Source organism: Arthrobacter sp. Soil_C_60 (assembly GCF_057656375.1).
The window spans coordinates 536,749-557,785 of the sequence record NZ_JBDGKM010000001.1; the positions used below are offsets into that span (position 1 = coordinate 536,749).

Annotated in this window: 22 protein-coding genes and 1 other RNA gene; 20 read left to right on the top strand and 3 right to left on the bottom strand. The window is 63.1% G+C overall.

The genetic code is table 11. The features are described 5' to 3' along the window. Positions 1 to 25: 25 nt before the first annotated feature. Positions 26 to 1,162 carry a glycosyltransferase gene (locus tag AC3A4M_RS02585; protein ID WP_498733773.1) on the bottom strand — a complete coding sequence of 379 codons (1,137 nt, stop codon included), beginning with the start codon at positions 1,160 to 1,162 and terminating at the stop codon, positions 26 to 28. Positions 1,163 to 1,348: 186 nt separating this feature from the next. Between AC3A4M_RS02585 and AC3A4M_RS02590 the strand changes: the two genes are divergently transcribed. From AC3A4M_RS02590 to AC3A4M_RS02615, 6 genes are all read left to right on the top strand, one after another. After that, the gene (locus tag AC3A4M_RS02590; RefSeq protein ID WP_498733775.1) at positions 1,349 to 2,464 is read left to right on the top strand and encodes a glycosyltransferase; all 1,116 of its coding nucleotides are present in this window, start codon (positions 1,349 to 1,351) and stop codon (positions 2,462 to 2,464) included. Positions 2,465 to 2,543: 79 nt separating this feature from the next. Then, positions 2,544 to 3,182, top strand: coding sequence for a glycosyltransferase family 2 protein (locus tag AC3A4M_RS02595; protein ID WP_498733777.1), 639 nt, complete (start codon positions 2,544 to 2,546; stop codon positions 3,180 to 3,182). Positions 3,183 to 3,186: 4 nt separating this feature from the next. Beyond that, a complete protein-coding gene (locus AC3A4M_RS02600) occupies positions 3,187 to 3,555 on the top strand; it encodes a DUF2304 domain-containing protein (protein ID WP_498733779.1) in 369 nt (122 codons plus the stop codon). Continuing rightward, a complete protein-coding gene (locus AC3A4M_RS02605; protein ID WP_498733780.1) occupies positions 3,548 to 4,711 on the top strand; it encodes a glycosyltransferase family protein in 1,164 nt (387 codons plus the stop codon). The genes AC3A4M_RS02600 and AC3A4M_RS02605 overlap by 8 nt, the downstream gene beginning before the upstream one ends. Further along, the gene (locus AC3A4M_RS02610) at positions 4,708 to 5,847 is read left to right on the top strand and encodes a glycosyltransferase (protein WP_498733782.1); all 1,140 of its coding nucleotides are present in this window, start codon (positions 4,708 to 4,710) and stop codon (positions 5,845 to 5,847) included. Before AC3A4M_RS02605 ends, AC3A4M_RS02610 begins: the two co-directional genes overlap by 4 nt. A 3-nt stretch (positions 5,848 to 5,850) precedes the next feature. Beyond that, positions 5,851 to 6,894, top strand: coding sequence for a glycosyltransferase (locus tag AC3A4M_RS02615; protein WP_498733784.1), 1,044 nt, complete (start codon positions 5,851 to 5,853; stop codon positions 6,892 to 6,894). Here the strand turns inward: AC3A4M_RS02615 and AC3A4M_RS02620 are convergent. Continuing rightward, the gene (locus tag AC3A4M_RS02620) at positions 6,891 to 8,714 is read right to left on the bottom strand and encodes an ABC transporter ATP-binding protein (RefSeq protein WP_498733786.1); all 1,824 of its coding nucleotides are present in this window, start codon (positions 8,712 to 8,714) and stop codon (positions 6,891 to 6,893) included. The two genes, AC3A4M_RS02615 and AC3A4M_RS02620, sit on opposite strands and share 4 nt — an antisense overlap. A gap of 159 nt (positions 8,715 to 8,873) precedes the next feature. On the opposite strand from AC3A4M_RS02620, the gene AC3A4M_RS02625 reads away from it, so the two are divergent. The 13 genes from AC3A4M_RS02625 to ssrA all read left to right on the top strand — a co-directional run bounded on the left by AC3A4M_RS02625 (position 8,874) and on the right by ssrA (position 19,466). Next, positions 8,874 to 10,100 (top strand): TadA family conjugal transfer-associated ATPase, encoded by a 1,227-nt coding sequence (locus AC3A4M_RS02625; RefSeq protein ID WP_498733788.1) that lies wholly within the window; start codon positions 8,874 to 8,876, stop codon positions 10,098 to 10,100. Beyond that, complete coding sequence (locus AC3A4M_RS02630) at positions 10,097 to 10,960, top strand: type II secretion system F family protein (RefSeq protein ID WP_498733790.1); 864 nt, start codon at positions 10,097 to 10,099, stop codon at positions 10,958 to 10,960. The genes AC3A4M_RS02625 and AC3A4M_RS02630 overlap by 4 nt, the downstream gene beginning before the upstream one ends. Continuing rightward, positions 10,957 to 11,898, top strand: coding sequence for a type II secretion system F family protein (locus AC3A4M_RS02635; protein WP_498733792.1), 942 nt, complete (start codon positions 10,957 to 10,959; stop codon positions 11,896 to 11,898). Before AC3A4M_RS02630 ends, AC3A4M_RS02635 begins: the two co-directional genes overlap by 4 nt. Before the next feature lie 97 nt (positions 11,899 to 11,995). After that, a complete protein-coding gene (locus AC3A4M_RS02640; protein WP_498734086.1) occupies positions 11,996 to 12,187 on the top strand; it encodes a hypothetical protein in 192 nt (63 codons plus the stop codon). 1 nt (position 12,188) lies between these two features. Continuing rightward, positions 12,189 to 12,599: a TadE/TadG family type IV pilus assembly protein gene (locus AC3A4M_RS02645; protein WP_498733794.1), complete on the top strand. Its 411-nt coding sequence runs from the start codon at positions 12,189 to 12,191 to the stop codon at positions 12,597 to 12,599. 94 nt (positions 12,600 to 12,693) lie between these two features. Continuing rightward, positions 12,694 to 13,074: a hypothetical protein gene (locus tag AC3A4M_RS02650; RefSeq protein ID WP_498733796.1), complete on the top strand. Its 381-nt coding sequence runs from the start codon at positions 12,694 to 12,696 to the stop codon at positions 13,072 to 13,074. Between the two features lie 119 nt (positions 13,075 to 13,193). Continuing rightward, positions 13,194 to 13,580, top strand: a complete 387-nt coding sequence (locus AC3A4M_RS02655; protein WP_498734087.1) for a pilus assembly protein TadG-related protein — start codon at positions 13,194 to 13,196, stop codon at positions 13,578 to 13,580. An 80-nt stretch (positions 13,581 to 13,660) separates the two neighbouring features. Further along, positions 13,661 to 14,776 (top strand): peptide chain release factor 2, encoded by a 1,116-nt coding sequence (gene prfB, locus AC3A4M_RS02660; RefSeq protein ID WP_498733798.1) that lies wholly within the window; start codon positions 13,661 to 13,663, stop codon positions 14,774 to 14,776. Between the two features lie 349 nt (positions 14,777 to 15,125). Further along, a complete protein-coding gene (gene ftsE / locus AC3A4M_RS02665; protein ID WP_074701615.1) occupies positions 15,126 to 15,827 on the top strand; it encodes a cell division ATP-binding protein FtsE in 702 nt (233 codons plus the stop codon). Beyond that, positions 15,824 to 16,738 (top strand): permease-like cell division protein FtsX, encoded by a 915-nt coding sequence (gene ftsX, locus AC3A4M_RS02670; protein WP_498733799.1) that lies wholly within the window; start codon positions 15,824 to 15,826, stop codon positions 16,736 to 16,738. Before ftsE ends, ftsX begins: the two co-directional genes overlap by 4 nt. A 4-nt stretch (positions 16,739 to 16,742) precedes the next feature. Next, complete coding sequence (locus tag AC3A4M_RS02675) at positions 16,743 to 18,218, top strand: peptidoglycan DD-metalloendopeptidase family protein (RefSeq protein WP_498733801.1); 1,476 nt, start codon at positions 16,743 to 16,745, stop codon at positions 18,216 to 18,218. A gap of 76 nt (positions 18,219 to 18,294) precedes the next feature. Beyond that, positions 18,295 to 18,771: an SsrA-binding protein SmpB gene (gene smpB, locus AC3A4M_RS02680; protein ID WP_498731345.1), complete on the top strand. Its 477-nt coding sequence runs from the start codon at positions 18,295 to 18,297 to the stop codon at positions 18,769 to 18,771. Positions 18,772 to 19,096: 325 nt separating this feature from the next. Next, positions 19,097 to 19,466: a transfer-messenger RNA gene (gene ssrA / locus AC3A4M_RS02685) on the top strand. Positions 19,467 to 19,541: 75 nt separating this feature from the next. On the opposite strand, the gene AC3A4M_RS02690 is transcribed toward ssrA, so the two are convergent. After that, entirely contained in the window at positions 19,542 to 19,913 is a 372-nt protein-coding gene (locus AC3A4M_RS02690) for a hypothetical protein (protein ID WP_498734088.1), read from the bottom strand. A 629-nt stretch (positions 19,914 to 20,542) separates the two neighbouring features. On the opposite strand from AC3A4M_RS02690, the gene AC3A4M_RS02695 reads away from it, so the two are divergent. After that, positions 20,543 to 21,028, top strand: coding sequence for an AfsR/SARP family transcriptional regulator (locus AC3A4M_RS02695; protein ID WP_498731347.1), 486 nt, complete (start codon positions 20,543 to 20,545; stop codon positions 21,026 to 21,028). Positions 21,029 to 21,037: the final 9 nt, after the last annotated feature.

Here is a 21,037-nt window from a genome sequence, read left to right on the forward strand (position 1 = left end):
CGGGCTTGCCCGGGAAGAAGAATCCTCAGCCCAGTAGGCGGGTCAGCAGGCCGCGGGTGACCGCCTCGTCCTCGGCAGAACTAAGGGCTTGCGCGGCACGATGCACATTCGCCTTGTAGCGTTCCACTTCCTCGGCGGTGAGCGCAGCCAGCGTGCGGGACAGGGATTCCGTGCTGAAGTCCTCGGTTACGGCACCCAGATCATACTGGTGCATCAGCCGGGCGGTTTCGGGGGAGGGGCTGAACACCAGGGCCAGGCGGGCCTGGACGAAGTCGAAGAACTTGTTCGGGAGCATGAGCCTGTGGTTGGTGGTGCGCGGGGGGAGGCTGAAGACGCCGACGTCGTACTTATTCAGCGTGGCCGGCAGCTCGTCGGGTGCGACAGCATCGTGGAAGGTGATTCGGCGGTCTCCTGCCGCCAGTTCCTTGAGCTGCTGCCAGTACCGGCCGCCGTCGCGCGCCTTGACCAGGTACAGATCCAAGCTGAAGCGATCGTCCAGGGCCCTGAAGGCTTCGATGGTGCCCTCCAGGTTCCGGCCCGGAATTGCTGCGCCGCTGTGGACCAAGCGGATTTTACCGGCTACCGGCTCCGACGGCTCCAAATCCCGGTACGGGCCGGCGTTGCGGACCACCTCGGTTTCGATGCCGAACTGTTCCGAATACAAGGCCGCAATCGAAGCGTTAACGGCCGTCACCGCCGTCGTACGTGGAAGGTATTTGGCGCAAATTGCCCACATATAGGGCTTGACGAGCAACCGCCACGGCAGAACATGAGCGCGCTCTTCCGGTGCCCACTCGTGCATGTCGCCCCATACCGGGGTGCCGCCGGCGATCGCATGGGCCAGCGGGAGGGCACGGGCCTCGTTGGCCACGATCAGGTCGAAGGTCCGGCCGCGGACCAGATTGAGCGCCTGTTTGACCGCGGGGGCCGCCAGTTCCACCGATGCGTGTCGGCGGAGTCCCAGGCGCAGAACGCCGGAGATGGTCTGCGGGAGGGAAGGCAGGGCGGAATCGATTTCCAAGTGCGTGGTGGAGCCTGGCGGGCGGTTGCCGTAGGAGAGCGTGGTCACCTCGCCGGCCTCCGCGAGCAAGGCCAGCTGGCGCAAGACCCGTGAATCGGCCTCGATGTCGGAGAAGGAGATACAAAGCATCTGTTGGGGCACCGTCATTCCTTACCTCAGTGCTGGGAAGCGGCACGCGTGGGCCCGGTGCCTGCCCGGACCGTATCCGGACCGTGACCAGCCTACCTGCCGCCGGGTCTGCAGCCGGTCCGTGTTGCCGGGCTACTATGGCTGTGACAGACGCGGCCACGGCCGCCGCACCAGCCAACAGCCGGGTCAGGAAGCCACGTGAAGATCGCGATCACCAAGAGCACCTTGCGCGTACCGCCGACGTACTTCGCCACGGCCCACGCCGAGCAGCTCAAGGCCAGCCACGATTTCCACCTCTTTACCCTGGTCGCCGAGATCACCGACAGATCCGTTACCGTGCCCGTGACCGATTTTGTGCCCGGCCAGCTGCTGGGTTTCCGCCGTCGTGAATTGGTCATGCCCGCGTTCATGCCCGCCATGACCCTGGCCATTCGGCGCTTCAAACCGGATCTGATCCACCAGCACTTCGGTACCTGGTCCCAGCCGGCCGTGCAGGCATCCCGGCAGGGCACTCCGCTGGTGACTACCCTCCACGGTTCCGATGTGGTCTCGCTGGGGAACCCGGCCGATACGTTCATGGCCAAGTGGCACCACCGCAATGTGCTGGCCGCCGCTTCCCAGAGCAAGCGGATCCTGGCCGTCAGCAGCTATCTGGCAGGCCGTGCCACGGCGCTCGGACTGGACGCGGACAAGATTGAGGTGCACTACCAGGGCGTCGACACGGACTACTTTGTCCCGGGCAGACATGACAGCGAGGGCGTTCCGGTGGTGCTCTTCGTGGGCACTTTGAACACCCAGAAGGGCATCAGGGATCTGATCGATGCCTCGCTCGCCGTCTGGCGGAAGGCCCATCACCGGCTGGTCGTGATCGGGGACGGACCCTTGCGGGATGCCGTCGAGGAACAAGCGGCCAGCCACCCGCACCTTGATTTCCTCGGCCGGCTGGACCGGGAAGCCATCCGCGGCTGGATGCAGCAGGCGCACATTCTGGTGGCGCCCAGCCAGGAGGCCGGCGGAGCGCGGGAGGCGGCCGGCTTGGTGCTTCTGGAGGCACAGGCCTGCGGAACGCCAGTGCTCGCGTACCGCAGCGGCGGGATTCCGGAAATGCTCGACGACGGCACTACCGGCCTGCTCGCCAGCGAAGCGGACTTCTCCCAGCTCCAGAGCCGGCTGCTGCAGCTGCTTCAACTTGGCAGCGGCGAGTATCTGGCCATGCGGCGCGCGGCCCGGAATTTCGTCGTCGAACATCGCAGCCTCGCCGGCAGCAGCAAAGAGCTGGACGCCCATTATCGGCAGGTGCGCGAGCTCGGTTGAGCGGCTGCTGAGGCTGCGCGCCGTCCTATGCCTGTTGTGGAATACTAGGCAGGTGAGTCGTTGCTGGGTAGTCGTGCCGATGTATAACGAGGCTACCGTTGTCGGTTCGGTAGTTTCCGGACTGCTCGAAGAATTTCCGTACGTGGTTTGTGTCGATGACGGGAGCTCGGACGGTTCAGCGGCCATCGCACGCTCCGCCGGCGCCGTCGTTGTTGAACATCCGGTCAATTTGGGACAGGGAGCGGCCCTGCAGACGGGGATCGAATTCGCCCTCCAGGACCCGCAGCTGGACGCTATTGTCACCTTCGACGCCGACGGCCAGCACCGGGTTGAGGATGCCGCCGCCATGCTCGCACGGATCCGCTCGGGCGAAGCCGAAGTCGTGCTCGGATCGCGTTTCCTCGAAGGAACTGCCGACATCTCCCGGCTTAAGCGGCTGGTGCTGCGCACGGCGGCACTGCAGTCCCGTTTCTCCACCGGGCTGCGGCTCACGGACGCGCACAACGGGCTCCGGGCGATCTCTGCCCCGATCGCGGCGAAGATCCAGCTGACGCAGAACCGGATGGCGCACGCCTCCGAACTGATCCAGCAGCTGGCCAACCTGAAACCGGTACTGGTGGAGCACCCGGTAAAGATCGTCTATACGGAATATTCCAAGGCCAAAGGGCAGTCGCTGCTGAACGGCGTCAACATCCTCGCGGATCTCTTCTTCAGGTGAACCAATGATCATAGTTGTCCAAATTGTCCTGGTCCTGGCCGTCATCGTCGGCGCACTGGCCCTGATGCGGGGTGCCGGCAACGCCCGGCACCAGGCCGTACGGCGCATTCTGCTGGTACTTTTTGCCGGTGTTGCCGCATTGTCGGTGTTCTTCCCCGGACTTCTCACGCGCGTGGCCAATCTCCTGGGCATCGGCCGTGGCACAGACCTGGTGCTCTACGGGCTGATTGTGTGCTTCCTGATTTTCATGGCCAGTTCCTATCACCGAACGCGCCAGCTGGAAGCCCGGATCACCAAGCTGGCCCGTCGGATTGCCCTGGACGAGGCGCCGCGTCCGGACGCCGCAGCCGGGGAAGGCCGCGGGAATGACTGACCGGCAGGCCCCGGCGGCCGAGCTGATCATTGCCGTCCACAGTGCGGACCGACCGATTCGCCGGGCGGTGGAATCCGTTCTCGCGGCGGCCGCGCCCGGCCGTGCCCTGGCAACCGTAGTGTGCCACAATCTCGAGCCCGCGCCCATCCGCGACATGCTCGCCGGGCTGCCCGCCGAGCAGGTCCGGGTCCTGGCCCTGACGGACGGAATCCGTTCGCCGGCCGGACCGTTCAACTATGGGCTCGAACACGCAGTGGCCCGATTCGTGGGGATCATGGGCTCCGACGACACGCTCGAAGCCGGAGCCGTGGACGCTTGGCTGGCCGCCGCGGAAGGTGCCGGCGCCGCCGTCGTTATGGCGCCGCTGCGGCTCCAAGGGGGACGGCGGATCCTGACCCCGCGGGCGCGTGTGCTCCGTGGGATGTTGGTGGATCCGGTGCGGGACCGGCTGGCCTACCGGACCGCTCCGCTGGGGCTGTTCCGGCGCGACCTGCTCTCCAAACACGGTCTGGCCCTGACCCCCGAACTGCGGACCGGCGAGGACCTGGAGTTCGGGCTCAAGCTGTGGTTTTCCGGCGAACGGATCGCCTACCCGACGCAGGGGCCGGCCTACGTGGTTGGGAACGACGCGGTGGAACGGGTGACCGCGGCCGTGCTGTCCTTGGCGGAGCAGTTCCGCGATGTGCGGGCACTGGTAGCAGGAACATGGTTCACCTCGCTGCCCGGGGGGAAGCGCGCTGCGGTCGCGGTCAAAATTCTGCGCGGCCATGTCATCAGTGCCGCAGTACGGCGGGGGCCGGACTTCAGCTGGCCGGCAGCCGACCGACGGGAGCTAAGCCGCGTCATTGAAGTGGTCACCGGGTTGGCTCCGGCCGCGCCTAGAGTGCTTAGTGCGCCCGATGAACGATTGCTGCTGGAACTGCGCGACGCGGTCAGCGCCGAGGCCGTCCAGCAATCATTACGACGGCGGGATGCCGCCACTGCGCTGCGGCGCAGCGTGACGCTGCGCTGGCAGGATAATTTCCGCATCGAGGCGCCCCTGCGCAGCAACCTGAACTCGCTTCTGGCCGCCGGCACCGACACTGTACTTTCCGCCTTGCCGCCGGCTGACCGGCGGCAACGGTCCAGCCCGCAACGCCGAAAGGATGCTGCATGAACCACTCTGCCAGCAGTCTGCTGATCCTGTCCCTCTCGCCCCTACGCAACGATCCGCGCGTGCTGAAGCAGATCAACCTGTTCCGGGACAAGTATCAGGTTCTCACCTGCGGCTTCGGCCCCGCACCGGACGGCGTGGCCGGACACTTCGAGCTGGACCGGGTGCTGCCCAGCTGGCCACGGGATCCGAAACGGCTGGCCGCGCGGCGGTACCGCCAGGTGTACTGGAACATCGCTGCCGTTGCGGAGGCCTCGCGAATGCTGCGCGGGCAGCACTTTGACGCTGTCCTGGCCAACGACGCGAACACGGTGCCCCTGGCGCTGAGTCTGGAACCCAAACGCGGCGTGCACGCGGACCTGCATGAATTCGCCCCGAAGGAGCACTTCAACAAGCCGGCGTGGCGGGTCCTGGTGGCCCCCTATGTCCGCTGGCTGTGCCGCACGTACCTGCCAGCGGTCAGTTCCGTGACCACGGTTTCGGAGGGTATTGCCGAGCAGTACCAGAAGGACTTCGGGGTCGACGTCGATGTGGTCACCAATGCGGCGCCGTACGCCGAGCTGAAACCGCGCCCAACCGGGGATAAAATCCGCATCATCTACAGTTCGGCCGGACAGCGCTACCGCCGGATCGAGGACATCATCGCAGCCATGGACGGGGTGCCTGAGGATCTGGAACTGGACCTCATCGTCATGCCCAACGAGCCGGAGTATGTGGACCAGTTGCGCAGCCAGGCGGAGCCGCTGCCCAATGTCCGGTTCCGTGACCCGGTGCCGTACACCGAACTCGTCAAGACCATCAGTGAGTACGACGTGTCCATCTCGGTCATTCCGCCAACCAACTTCAATCTGGCCCAGGCCCTGCCGAACAAGTTCTTCGAGGCCGTCCAAGCCCGGACGGCCCTCATCATCGGTCCGTCGCCGGCCATGCAGACGCTGCTCGAACGCCACGGCCTCGGCGCGGTGACCGAGGACTTCACCGCGGAAGGACTGCGTGCGGTGCTGCAGTCGTTGACCCGTGCACAGATCGATCAGTGGAAGGCCAACGCGGACAAGGCCGCCGACGAGTTGTCCTCCGAGCACCAGAACCGCGCCTGGGAAAGGGCGATCGCGGCTCTCCTGGAACCGGCGGAGGCCTGATACGTGCCGGGTTCAAGGACAGCTCCCCGCGCCACCACTCCCGGTTCCGGTCTGGAAGCAGAACCGAAGGTCCTGCATCTGTACGATGCCGCCGACGTCGGCCGCACCCTGGTCAAATACGGCAGGAAGGACGGACATCCCTGGCGGCAGTTCAACCGCACGCCGCCCGCGGATTCCGGCGTCCCCGTCGGCGCAGCGGGAAAAAGCAGGCGGTTGCTGGCGGGCCTTTCCTGGCAAGCGGGCCGGGCGGCGGAGATTTTGCGCGCCGATCTGCTCCATGTCCACTCCGGCTCCCGCATAGGCGTAGTGCGCTCCCGGCCGTACAAGCCCTTTGTGCTGCACTTCCACGGCACCGACATCCGCACCCAGTATTATGATCCGGCCCGCGGACCGGCGATCCAGTGGGGCGCCGACCACGCCGCCGCTGTCCTGTACTCCACGCCCGATCTGGCCGAGCACGCCCAGACTGCGCATCCCGGTGCCCGTTACCTGCCGAACCCTGTGGACATGGAGGAACTTCCGGATTGGGCTCCGGCGGACCGGCCGCGCGTGGTTTTCGCCTCCCGTTGGGATGGTTCCAAAGGAGGCCAAACGCAGCTGGAACTCGCGCGCACACTGCTGGCCGCCGTCGTACCCGGAACGGAAGTTATGGGACTGGACTGGGGCGACGAGGCAGGCCGGGCTGCCGCTATGGGCGTTCAGCTGGTACCGAAAATGGCCAAACCGGACTACCTGCGCTGGCTGGCGGCTGCGCATGCGGTGGTCGGCCAGAGTGCCGGAATCCTGGCCATGAGCGAGTTGCAGGCCGTAGCCATCGGCGCCCCGGTGGTCATGCAACTCGGCGACGGCTATTACCCCGGTCCGTCTCCGGTGCTGCAGGCCGAAAGCGTCGATGGCCTCGCCGCGCAGGTGCTGACCGCGCTCGCAGATCCGCCGGCGGTCTCCCGTGCGCTGGATGGCCCGGGCTGGATCAACACGAACCACTCACCCGAACAATCAGTGCGGCAACTCGCCGGGGTGTACCGCGAAGTTAGGGCCGGCCGCTAGGCCTCCGAACGCTCGTCGGCCGCCACTTCCTGCGGCGTGAGGCCCGCCAGTGCCGCCTGCTCGGCGAAATCCGGGACCCGGGCGACGACGTCGTCGAAGGCTCCGTGGGCGGCCACCTCGCCGTCGCGCATGAAGAAAACGATATCGGCGTGGCGGATGGTGGCGAGGCGGTGGGCCACGGTGATGACCGTGACGTTGCCGTGGAGTTCGTTGATCGCCTTGGTCACCGCGGCCTCCGTGGCCGTGTCCAGCGCCGAAGTGGCCTCATCCATCACGAGCACCTGCGGGTTGTCGTAGAGCGCCCGGGCGATGCCCAGCCGCTGCCGCTGGCCGCCGGAAAGGGCCATGCCGCGCTCGCCGACCACGGCATCGATGCCGCCGTCGCGGGCCAGCAACGTGTCAAGCAGCTGTGCCCGGCGCAGCGCCGTTTCCACCCGTTCACGGTCAACTTTGGATTCGTCCCACGCCAGGGCTACGTTCTGGGCAACGGAGGCATCGAAGAGGGACACTTCCTGCGGCACATAGCCAATCCGCTTGCGCCAGGAAGTGAGCACGAATTCGAGCCGCTCGCCGCCCACTTCGATGTGGCCCGCGGTCGGCTCCAGCAGCCCGAGCAGAACATCCACCATGGTGGATTTTCCGGCACCGGAAGACCCCACGAAGGCCACATGGCTGCCGGCTGGAATCCGGATGCTGATCCGGTCCAGCGCAGGAGCCTGGGCACCCGGATAGCTGAAAGAGACGTCGTGGAGCACAATATCCGCCGGTGCGTCGGCGAGGTCGTGCTGCGGCCGTTCCTTGTTCTGGCGCGCCATTTCCTCGTCGCCTTCGCGAATGTCTTCGACGACCTGACGGGCAAAGGATGCGCTGGTGTTCACCGAGGACTGCACGGCCTGCATCCGGGTCAGCGAGGGGATCAGGCGGAATCCCGCAATGGCGAACAGCCCGATGGCGCTCACGGCGCCGGCGGGACCGCCGACAAGCAGGCCAACACCGCCGACCAAGGCGAAACCGACCACCAGGGCGGTTTCCAGAACATAGCGGGGAATCTGCGATATCTGGATGGCGCCGGCCCGGGCCAGGGCCGATTTGGTCCGGGTGCCGTGGACCTGCTCCTGCACCTCCGGCCCACGGTCCGCGAGAGTGATTTCCTTCAGTGCACCCAGCGCCTCGTAAAGTGTTTTGGCCGTCCGGTTGGACCACTCGCGGTTCTGGCGTCCGATCGCCACCGCCCGGGGCGAAATAACCTTGGCCAGCAGCAGCGCCACCAGGCCCAGATACAGCATGGTGACAATGGCGATCAGCGGCTGGGCTATGAAAAGTACGACGACGACCGCCACCATCGTGCCCAGTTCGCCGAAAAGCGTCATGGCCGGCATCAGCACACCCGAGACCGTGATGCCCACTCCCACGTCAACGGAGCGGACGATTTCAGCCGAGTTGCGGCCCAGCCGTTTCTCCCAGGGCGAGGCGAGATAGGCGGCGAAGAGCCGGTCCCCGATGGCGACCTCGTGGCGGGCGAACCGTTTAGTGGCGAAACGCAGCAGCATCACCGCGAGGATGCCCTTGAGGACAATCAGCAGGCAGATGAAGACCAGCAGCGGCAGGACCAGGCCCTTTTCCGTGATGTCGCCCAGAACCGGCCACACCATCGGCTGCCCGCTGACGAGGCCCGGGAGCAGCGCGGCGACCAGGCCCAGGGCCACGATGTCAAGCAGCGCCAGGGCTGCGGAAGCAGCGGCGTAACCGGTCAGGAATCGGCGGCTGCCTTCGGGCAGCGTTTTCAACAACGGCCCGAGGACCTTCAGAATGCTATTCATACTGGCACTAAGACTAGTTGTTTATCCACAAGCCGCGTCACAGACCTAGCCTGCCGCAAACCTTTCACCTACTCTCGGGAGAGAAAACGTACACCGACGGCGGATCCAGTCTCACGGAGTTCCGGCGTCAGGACGGCGCTGTGCGCCAGGGGGATACGGATGGATGCTATCCGCATTGTCGAAGATGAGGTGCGCGAGCTCATCCGCCGCAGGGGCATTGACCCGGAGCACCAGGGCGGGGAAGTGCGCCGCCTGGTGGAGGCCGCGGTCAATGATTATGACGAGCGGTCCCTGTTGGGGACACTGCCGCCGCTGGGGCACCTTGACTTTGCCAGGAAGTACGTCTTTGATGCGGTCGCAGGGTTCGGCGCACTGCAGCCGTTGCTGGATGATCCCTCGGTTGAGGAAATCTGGATAAATTCCCCGGCCGAGGTGTACGTTGCGCGCGGCGGGGAATCCGAGCTTACTTCGGTCACGCTGAGCCAGCAGCAGGTACGGGACCTGGTAGAAAGGATGCTCAAGTCCTCGGGCCGGCGGCTTGACTTGTCGTCACCATTCGTTGACGCGGCCTTGCCCGATGGCTCCCGCCTGCATGTGGTCATTCCTGATATCACCAAACGGCACTGGGCCGTCAACATCCGTAAGTTCATTGCCCGTGCGTCGAAACTGGACCATTTGGTGGAACTGGGCTCGCTCTCGCCCGAGGCAGCGCGGTTCCTCTCCGCCGCAGTAGCCAGCGGGCTCAACATCCTGGTTTCCGGGGCAACGCAGGCGGGGAAGACGACGATGCTCAATTGCCTTGCGGCAAGCATCGGCAGCCGAGAGCGCGTGGTGACGGTCGAGGAAATTTTCGAGCTTCAGCTGCCCCTACGCGACGTGGTAGGGCTGCAATGCCGCCAACCGAATCTGGAGGGCGAGGGCGAAATCCCCCTGCGGCGGCTGGTCAAGGAAGCCCTGCGCATGCGGCCGGACCGCCTGATCGTGGGCGAAGTCCGGGAAGCCGAAAGCTTGGACATGCTCATTGCCCTAAATAGCGGCTTGCCAGGGATGTGCACGATTCACGCGAACAGTGCCCATGACGCCATCACGAAGGTGTGCACATTGCCCCTGTTAGCTGGCGAGAATATCTCCAGTGCCTTCGTCCTGCCTACGGTAGCTTCCTGCATTGATTTGGTCGTGCACTGCACGCGCAGCGCCTCCGGCCAACGGCAGGTTGCCGAAATAGTCTCGCTCGGCCGACGAGTCGAAAACGGCATTATCGAGACATCAACTCTTTTCAGCCGGCAGAACGGTGATCTACTGGCTAGCGATTCGGCCAGTCCGGGAGACGACAAATTTGCCCGTGCCGGGTACAACGTCATGCAGTTGCTCGGCGGCATGTCATGACTGCTGCCACTGGCCTTGTGGGCGGGTTCGGACTGTTCCTGATCTGGTGGTCCTGCTGGGAGTTGCCGGAACCGCCTCCCAAGAGCCCACGCAACCCACGGTTCACCCGCTTGCAGGAGGTCATCAACCAATCCGGTATTGAGAAAGTTTCTGTCAACGGCCTTATTACCAGTTGTGCCGGAACGGCAGTCTTTACCTTCCTGCTGATCTTGGTTATTACGCAATCGCCTCCGATCGCCGGCTGTTTCGCGCTCTTTGGCGGATGGCTGCCATTGGTGCTGGTGCGGTGGCGCGCGAGGCGCCGTGTGGCGGCCATGCGTGAAATTTGGCCGGACGTAGTGGACCACCTTCGTTCCGCCATTCGCGCCGGCCTCTCGTTGCCGGAGGCCCTGATACAGCTGGGGATCCGGGGGCCGGTGGAGTTGCGTCCGGCGTTCGTCGAATTCGGGGCAGACTATCGGGCCGGAGGGCGCTTCGACCAGTCGTTGGAGCGGCTGAAGGACCGGCTTGCGGATCCCGTCGCGGACCGGATCATCGAAGCGCTCAGAATGACGAGGGAGGTGGGCGGCTCCGACCTCGGCAGGCTGCTGGGTACGCTGGCGGATTTTCTTCGCGACAGTGCCCGCACCCGAAGCGAGCTGGAGGCCCGTCAATCGTGGACAGTCAGCGCCGCGAGGCTGGCCGTTGCCGCACCATGGATCATCTTGATGCTGCTGGCTACGCGGCCCGAGGCCGTTGCCGCCTATAACTCGACGGCGGGGGCCATGGTACTGCTCGGCGGTCTGGTCGTGTCTTTGGTCTGTTACCGGCTCATGCTCCGTATCGGCGCCTTGCCCGAAGACGAACGGGTGATGCAATGACACATTTGATGTCCATGGGCGTCCTCGCGGGGACAGGCCTCGGCGTCGGCTTGTGGCTGGTCCTGACGCGGCTCCCCTCCATGCGCAGGATACGGTTCGTCGACAGGATCGCCCCTCAGCTGAAATCGGTGGACGTCCAGTCCAGGCTGCTGGCTGCAGGACCGGTCAACGTGACCCCGTTCGGCCCCTTGGAACGCATCATCCGGCCGGTCCTTCTCGACGCCGTTTCCTGGCTAGGCAGATTCAATCTCGGGACGACCGTGTTATCCAAGCGTCTGGCGCAGGCCGGCCGCCGCCAGACGGCCGTCGATTTCAGGGCGGAACAACTGCTGTGGGCGGTCCTGGGACTTGCCGCCGGAATTCTGCTGGCCCTGGTATCCGCGGCAGGGGGAGGGCTGGACCCCATTACGGGCATCATTCTCACAATCGGCCTCGCCGCGGGCGGATTCCTGCTGCGCGACTACATGCTGACCGTGCAGATACAGCGCCGGGAAACCAAGATGCTGGCCGAATTCCCCAGTCTGGCGGAACTGATGGCGCTCGCTGTCAGCGCGGGGGAGAGCACCACCGGTGCGCTGGAACGAATCTGCCGCAGCGCTCACGGCGAACTTGCCGACGAATTCGCTACCGTTCTGGCAGATACGCGGTCGGGGACGCCATTGCTGGCGGCGCTGCAGGACTTTTCGCGCCGGAGCCGGCTGCAGGCCTTGGTGCGGTTCGTTGACGGCATCACTGTGGCAGTTGAAAGAGGTACGCCGCTGGCGGATGTGCTTCGGGCTCAGGCACAGGACGTCAGGGATATGGCCAAACGTAGCCTTATGGAATCGGCAGGCAAAAAGGAAATCGCCATGATGGTTCCACTCGTGTTCGGTGTCTTGCCCCTCACTGTCCTGTTCGCTGTATATCCGGGGCTGGCCCTGATCAATCTGGGCTGGTGACGGTGCAGCCAATGAGAAATTCACAACGGATCAAAGGTAAAGAAGGCGGAAAATGAACAAGTATTCCTTCACTCTGAAAGCAGCTGTACTGCTGTCGATGATGCTGGTACAGCTCGCCGGTCGGTTCCGGACGGTCGTGTCCGGCGGGGACCCCGAGCGTGGCGATGTGCCTGGGTGGGTCATGATCACCCTAATGTCGGCTGTGCTTGTCGCCGGGATCCTCGCCATTGCCAAGCCCGCGCTCGAAGGCCTATTCAACGATGCCATGGGACGCGTCAGCCAGCCTTGATATGCGCCGCTTGATAACACTGCTGTGCGCTCCGGGCGGTCTTCGCTCCGAACGTGGCTCAGCGGCTGTGGACTTCGTGCTGGTCGGCGGTGTCCTGACGCTGATCTTCGTCTCGATCATGCAGTTGGCACTTGTTCTGCACGTGCGGAACACCTTGATCGATGCCGCCGGTTCCGGGGCCCGCTACGGTGCGTTGGCAGATCGCGGGCCAGAAGACGCCCGGGGCCGCACGGTATCCCTGATTACCGGCTCCCTGAACTCTGCCTATGCCACGGACGTACAAGTGGAAGAGATCCAGCGTGGGGGAATCAGGACACTTCGCGTGACGGTGAACGCTCCGTTGCCAGCGGTCGGACTGGTCGGTCCTGCAGGCGGATTGGAGGTGGAGGGCCATGCAGCACTGTCGCGATAGCAAACACCGGCCGTCGAGGTGGCCGGACGAACTTCGCCTGCGCTTGGCATCGGCGGTGCATCCTGACGAGCCTGCGGAGCGGGGCAGTGCTGTTGTGGAGTTCGTCTTCCTTGGCACGCTGCTGCTCGTGCCGGTGGTCTACTTCGTCATCGCCGTGGCCCAGGTTCAGGGCGGCTCTTTCGCCGTCGTCAGCGCCGCCGACCATGCAGCAAAGGTTTTTGTCTCGGCAGACACACCCGCGGCCGCTCATGGCCAGGCTGAACAGGCAGCGCTGCTTTCCGTACAGGATTTCGGTTTTGGGCCAGGCGATCTCGGGATGGCTGTCGGCTGCGGCGGCGGCGCATGTCTCGAACCGGGTTCAACCGTGACAGTCAACGTCTCCCTGGAAGTACCGTTGCCGCTGATGTCGGGATTGGACCTGTCCTTCGCCACGGTGACATCCACCGCAACCCAGATCGTCGAGCGTTACGGATGAATCTGCCGGGAACTATGAGCCGCTTCATCGGGCCTCGCAGGCCGGCAGGCCTTGCCGGTAAAGGGCGGAATGCACGGGACGATAGTGGCCAGGTAGCGGTCCTGATCATCGGCTTTGTGATGTTGAGCCTGCTGATACTCACCGTGGTCATGGCTGCATCAGCCGTGTACGTAGAGCGCAAGAAGTTGCTCTCGGTGGCAGACGGAGCCTCCTTGGCCGCCGCAGACACTTTTGCGCTCGCGGACGTCCAGGGCTCTGCCGGTGCTCCCGTTCCAACCTTGAGCGACGGTACCGTCCACAGCGCCGTCCAACGCTATATTGCGGATACCGGAGCGGCGGGTCGCTTCGACGGTCTGTCCATCAACCCGGGCACTGGTTCGCCGGAAAGCCGTACTGCCCACGTGGTCCTCTCCGCCGTAGTGCATCCTCCTATCGTTAATTTTCTGGTGCCGGCAGGTGTGCCGATCACCGTGTCCAGTGATGCCCGTTCGGAACTGCGCCGCTGATGCCAGGTGCCAGCGCTGAGTGGATACCTAGCCGCGGGAAGCACATCGGCGTTCCCACCATGGCGTAGGCTTGGAGAACCATGGCTGAGATCGACTTTCCCGCAGAAATCCGCGCCCTGCGCGCCACCTATGACTCCATCGAGGCAGTGACCGATGTCGAAACCATCCGCAAGGACATCGCAGAGCTGAGCGAGCAGGCCGGCGTGCCCGATCTCTGGGACGATCCTGCCGCAGCACAGCAGATCACGTCAAAGCTCTCGCACCGCCAGTCCGATCTCGAACGGCTCGAAAAACTTGAGGCACGGATCGACGATCTGGAGGTCCTCGTTGAGCTGGGTCAGGGCGAGGACGACGCCGACTCGATGGCGGAGGCAGCCAACGAGTTGGGGGCATTGAAGAAAGCGCTTGCCCAGCTCGAAGTCGTCACCTTGCTCTCGGGCGAGTACGACGAGCGGGAAGCTGTTGTCACCATCCGCGCTGGCGCCGGCGGCGTTGACGCGGCGGATTTCGCGGAAATGCTCATGCGTCTATACCTGCGCTGGGCGGAGCGCCACGGGTACCCCACGTCGGTACTGGACACGTCTTACGCCGAAGAAGCAGGGCTGAAATCGGCGACCTTCGAAGTCAAAGCACCTTACGCCTTCGGTACCTTATCGGTCGAGGCCGGTACCCACCGCCTGGTACGGATCAGTCCTTTCGATAACCAAGGCCGACGCCAGACGTCCTTTGCCGCGGTCGAGGTGATCCCGCTGATCGAGCAGACGGACTCCATTGATATTCCGGACAACGAGATCAAGGTCGACGTTTTCCGTTCCTCCGGACCGGGCGGACAGTCGGTGAACACCACAGACTCGGCCGTGCGGCTGACGCACCTTCCCACCGGCATCGTGGTTTCGATGCAGAACGAGAAATCGCAGATCCAGAACCGCGCCGCCGCGCTTCGCGTGTTGCAATCCCGGCTGCTGCTGCTGAAAAAAGAGCAAGAAAATGCGGAGAAGAAGGCCCTCGCCGGGGACGTCAAGGCATCGTGGGGTGACCAGATGCGTTCCTACGTACTCAATCCGTACCAGATGGTTAAGGACTTGCGTACGGAACACGAAGTGGGCAATACCACTGCTGTATTCGACGGCGAGATCGATGACTTTATCGACGCGGGTATCCGCTGGCGTGCTAACACCCGAAACGCGGCGGACTAGCCCCGATTGTGCCGCGGAGCCCGGCCAGGAACCCCAGTCGCACGCTAGGTTCACCCAGTGTTTCCGGGGACTTGGGTGACATGAATCACTATACAATTGTGAGGGAACCAAGCGCCTGCGCTGTTGCCGCAGGCGTTCGTTCCGAGCCTGCTCTCACGAGGAAGAATGCCACGCAGATGGGGTGCATTGCCGACCCCGGCTTCCTGCCGCTGGCTTTGCCTGAACGACACGCCCGTTAGGGGCCTGCAGGTAAATCCCAAGGCGTACTGCATATAGTCAGTACGCCGATGATTTTTCCTTCAACCATAGGCCCGAGCCGTCGGCAGCTGTATTTGGGCACGAAGTAGTCATGATTAGATTCGACAACGTCACAAAGATTTACGACCAGAACACGCGACCCGCTCTGGACAAGGTCAGCCTTGAAGTGGACCGCGGGGATTTTGCGTTCCTGGTCGGAGCCTCGGGATCAGGGAAGTCCACCTTCATCCGGTTGGTTCTCAAGGAGGACCGGGCTACCCGTGGTTCCGTTTACGTGGCCGGCCAGAACGTCGCCAACATTCCAAGCTGGCGGGTGCCCAAACTGCGTCGCGGCATCGGCGTTGTCTTCCAGGATTTCCGACTGTTGCCGAACAAGACCGTTGCCGGCAACGTTGCCTTCGCCATGCAGGTGATCGGCAAGAGCCGGGCCATGATCCGCGAGACGGTTCCAGAAGTACTCAAAACGGTCGGGCTGGAAGGCAAGGACCACCGTATGCCCCATGAGCTCTCCGGCGGCGAACAGCAGCGAGTGGCTATTGCCCGGGCCATCGTGAACAAACCGGGTATCCTGTTGGCCGACGAACCGACCGGAAACCTTGATCCCACCACTTCGATGGGCATCATGAAGGTCTTGGACCGGATCAATCAAAACGGCACTACCGTCGTCATGGCGACGCACGACAACGTGATCGTGAACGACATGCGCAAGCGAGTGATCGAACTGGTCGACGGCGTATTGGTCCGGGATGAAGCCGAAGGCATCTATGTTGGCGCCCAAGGTGATAACAAATGAGACTCGCATTCATTCTTGGTGAAATCGGTTCCGGGTTGCGCCGCAACCTTTCCATGGTCGTCTCCGTCATCCTGGTCACTTTCATCTCGCTGACGTTCGTCGGGGCTGCCGGTATGCTCCAGTTGCAGATCAACCAGATGAAGGGCTACTGGTACGACAAGGTCCAGGTCGCAGTCTTCCTCTGTGTCGATACGTCGACGGCGGCAAGCTGTGCCTCCGGGCCCGTAACCGACGAACAGCGGGCGGAAATCAAAAACACGCTTGAGTCGCCTGCTGTCGCGCAGTACGTGGACTCTTACCTGTACGAGTCGCAAGAGGACGCGTTGGGACACTTCCGCGACCAGTTCGCCAACTCGCCGATTGTGGATTCCGTAACCGCGGATCAGCTACCGGAGTCCTTCCGGGTCAGCCTCGTGGACCCGGAAAAGTACGAGGTCATTAACGAGATCTTCTCCTCGTTGCCAGGCGTCGAAGTTGTTGTGGACCAACGGGAGATCCTCGAACGAGTCTTCAGCGTGATGAACATAGCCTCCCTCGTGGCGGTCAGCATCGCCGCCATCATGATTGTGTGCGCGATCCTGCTAATAGCGACGACTATCCGTCTCTCGGCGTTCAGTCGACGTCGCGAGACGGGCATCATGCGTCTGGTAGGAGCTTCGAAGGCGGTGATCCAGTTGCCGTTTGTGCTGGAAGGCGTCATTGCCGCTGTCATCGGCGCACTGCTGGCCTCGGTCACGTTGTGGGCAGTGGCGCGGTTCTTTATCGGCGACTGGCTGGCACAGCAATATCCGGATACGGCGTTCATATCGGAGGGATCGGTGCTCCTGATCGCACCTGCGCTGATCCTGCTCGGTACCGTGCTGGCAGGAATTTCTTCTCTTCTTACCCTCCGACGCTATTTGAAGGTCTAGAATCATGTCTACTGAGCAGAACAACAGGTTGGGGAACCGGACAGTGAACCGTTTACACGCGGGTAGGAAGTCGTGTCTGCCGCAGGGGATTATCAGCGCCGCGCTGGCCGCCTTCCTGGCGTTTTCCCTCGGCACCGCAGGTCCGGCACAGGCGGATCAACTGGACGATCGCAAAGAAGCGCTCGAGCAGGAAATGGCCGAAGTTGAGCATTCGCTGGAATTCCTGGACGCCGACATCATAGAGACGGTAAAGCAGCTCAAGGAGTACCAGAGCCAGTTGCCCGCGGCCCAGCAGAAACTGGCAGATGCGCAGGGACGCGTCGAGGAAGCGGCGAACAAGGTCGCCGCACTGGCACAGCGCGTGGACATGGCGTTGCAGACCAAGGACAACATTAACAAGCAGCTCGACGACGACAAGGAAGAGCTCGCTGAAACCCGGGAGATCATAGGGCAGATCGCCACCCAGGCCTACAAGCAGGGTGGGGTCCCGTCTAACCTGACGCTGTTTTTTGGCTCGGAGGGTGACTCTGGCCTGGCCGATACTATCGGTTTGGCAGACCAGGCCTTGCGCAGCCAGAACGCCGCATTGAACAAGCTTTCCCAGCAGAACGCTACGAACGTGAACTCGAAGGCCCGTCTCGAGGCAGTCGAGGAAGAAATCCGGGACCTCAAGCAGCAGGCCGAAGAAGCATTGGCTGCCGAGCAGACTGCCCGGGATGAGGCCGCAGCCGAGAAGGAGAAGGTGGACACGCTGATCGCGGATACCTCCGCCCTTTCGGACAAACTCCAGGCCCAGAAACCGAAGATCCAGCAGCAGCTGGCTGAGGTCGAAAAACAGCACCAGCAGGTGCAGGCCGATATCGCCGAACGGCAGGAAAGGCTCCGACGCGAAGCCGAACAACGCCGTAAGAAGGAAGAAGCCGAGCGCAAGGCTGCTCAAGCGGCCTGGGAGAAGGAGCAGGCGCGGATCAAGGCCGCGAAGGCGGCTGCCGCGGCAGCTAACCAGCCGGTCCCGCAAATTGTTCCCACGGTCGAACCACCGCCCGCCGCGCCGAGCGAGTCGTCCTCGTTCGGTCTGGCCTCTCCGGTGTCCGGCCCGGTGACCTCGGGATACGGGTGGAGGGCTACCCCCGCCGGCACAATCGATTTTGGCGGTTCCGGCGGTTACATGCATACGGGTCTGGACTATGGGTCAGCCTGCGGCACCCCGGTGCGCGCGCCTGCCAGTGGCGAAGTTTGGACGTCCGGGTGGGGCGGTGCGGCCGGAAACATGGTAGTGATCAGCCATGGCGTAGTTTCCGGCAGCGCCTTGGCCACGAACTACTTCCACTTGACGCGGTCCGCTGTGTCCGTTGGCCAGAGGGTCAACCAAGGGGATGTTATCGGTTACGTTGGAACAACCGGCAACTCGACCGGATGCCATCTGCACTTTGAAACGATCCTGAACGGTTCGCTGGTCAACCCCATGGGCCTGCTGTAGCCAGCGAGGGATTTGTTCCACGCCGGTATACTGGATGTTTTCAACTAAGTGGATTTGAACCAGAAGGAGTTGCCCCGTGCCCAGGGAAAGTGGCCGGAAGGTAGTGGCCACCAATCGTAAGGCCCGGCATGACTATCACATTATGGATACCTTTGAGGCCGGCATGGCGCTCATGGGGACCGAGGTCAAATCCTTGCGCGAGGGCAGGGCCTCCTTGGTCGATGGATTTTGCGTTTTCTACAACGATGAGCTGTATCTGGAAGCGGTCTATATTCCGGAGTATCTCAATGGCAGTTGGACCAATCACTCCGCCCGGCGTCGACGGAAACTCCTGTTGCACCGCGAAGAGTTGAACAAGATCTCACACAAGATCCGCGAATCAGGCTTCACGATTGTGCCCCTTCAGCTTTACTTCAACGACGGCCGGGCGAAGGTCGAAATCGCAATTGCCCGCGGTAAGAAGGACTACGACAAGCGTCAGACATTGCGTGAACAGCAGGACAAGCGCGAAGCGCTACGTGCCATGCGTGAGCGCAACCGCAGCTCTGCCTGATCAGCGTTCATCGGGAATCTCCGTGAGCGAGGGATTCAGCAACTCGCCCCAGGGTCGCTGAAACGCTGCATAGCCAGCCAGCCAGCCTTGGCGCCAGACCCTGCTACCTTCCCGGCCAAGCCTGGCCACCCAGCCTTGACCAGCATGAGTAAGCTCCTTGACCCCAGCGAGGCGGCCACAGTGGTCGCCGGCAAGCCTAAATAGAGCCTAAATCAGCGCGTGCCCGGAGGGCCATAAAACATCTGAGGCCTCGGGGAATACATTCGCAGATGTTGTGGTTAGAATAGATAGTCCGGTGTGAACCACCGGTTTGGTAATTCAATATGGGGATGACAGGTTTCGACGATGTTAGTCGCGCCAGGGGAAGCGGGCCGAGGATGCAGGGCTATCTCGTTAACGCTCTCTGCAAAAAAATAACTGCTGAATCTAAACAGCACGACTTCGCTCTCGCTGCCTAAGCAGCGGGCATAGTCCGTCAGTCCGGGTACGCTCTCGACCCGGTTTCTGGCGTCATTTAGAGGGCCACTGCTGGACACTTTCGCCGTTGGAGTGTCCGGGACTTTTAGACGGCTGGGCCCGGGTCAGCCACTTGTTTGCAGGATGGCTGGGGCCGAGAAATCCCGAAGCAAACTGCGCCCGGAGAAGTCCTGGCAACGCAACATCGGACGGGGGTTCAATTCCCCCCATCTCCACCAACGGAAACAGGCCGGAGGCATAACGCTTCCGGCCTGTTTGTCGCTTAAGCATGCTGGCCGCTGATCTGGACAGCGTCAGGAACCTGCTACAGGATCCTCGACTATACCGATGAAGCGACTGCCTACACCATCGAATTCGCTCCGGCGCATTCCGGCCCCGAGTTCGGGCAACTCTTGTGGATCGTGGAATTCGCAGATGACGTAAGTAAACTCAGGCCACCACTTCTTAGGCCGCGCCGCCTCCGAAAAGCCGCAGACATGGCACCGCAATTCAACCCAGACAGGCCTCTTGCCTGTGCGGTTGGCGCGGGATTGCAGTAGCCACTGCGGCGGATTAGCCACAATCTCGGCGAGGTCCTCCTCGCTGAGCCGCGAAGGTATGCCGTGCCGCCGGGCCATCTCAAGCGGAATGTCAAGGGCCAGGGCTGCATCTCGTCTCGTAATCATCGTCATCAACAATAGGCCAATGCCGCCATGAGCGCCGATTCGAAACGGATCGGGGAATACTGCTCCCCCGCGAGTGGGCTGATTTGTCGCCGCCATGTCGAGGCGAGACCCAGCGTCCCGCCACCAATGGGCCGACTGTCAGTCCATGACGCCTCCTAGCTGCCGGCTTCCGGTTGGCGATAACCCCTGGATCTTGATTTTTTTCGTGGACCTTGGGCTTTCCTGATACGGATTGCCCGATTCATTGACACTGCCGCGCGCATTAGCGATCCTGAAGACTCCAAGCGGTGGGGCCCGCGAGGGGAGCCGGGGCCGGAGAGTCCGGCTGGCTCTGTGGGGAGTGTACTGTGGGGATCACTGCGGCTATGGCTACCGATCGACCTTGGGATTTACGACTTGTGGGGGGCTGGCAACTGCATCGCGGGGGTCAACCCGTTAAAGTGGCTCTGCGTCAGCAGCGCCTTCTTGCGGCCTTGGCGCTGTACGGCAGGCAGTCCCGTACTTTTTTGGCCGGATTGCTGTGGCCGGACAGCTCCGAACATCAGGCGGCGGGCAGTCTTCGGGAGAGTGTTTTCCTAGTTAATCGGACATTGCCTCAGCTCCTGTCATCGACTCAGGATCCGCTGGACTTGGACGAGCACGTCAGCGTTGACGTCCGCGATCTCAGGGCACAGGCAGCCCGTCTGGAGGAACATGCCAATCCCGGCCTCCAGCAGAGCCTGCTGGAGGCGGTGCAGGATGCGGAATTGTTGCCGGGCTGGTACGAAGACTGGGTCATCTCCGAGCAGGAGCGGTGGCAGCGACTGCGGCTGTCGGTGCTTGAACGACTGGCCAAGCAGTTCCTGCTGCTGGGCAGGATCGATCCGGCGATGGAAGCGGCGCGCGCAGCGACGACCATAGAACCCCTACGCGAGAGTGCACAGCGGTTACTGCTCCAGTGCTACCTGGCGGAGGGAAACAATGCGGAAGCGCTGCGGGCTTACCAGTCCTTCCGGATCAGGTTGCGGCAGGAATTCGGCGTTGCCCCCTCGCCAATCATTTCGGACTTGATCAGTTCGCTGGTGGAAGGGTCGGATGGCGAGCAGCAGCTGGGGCGGAGCGGTGGCCGCGGCTAGCCCGTGACG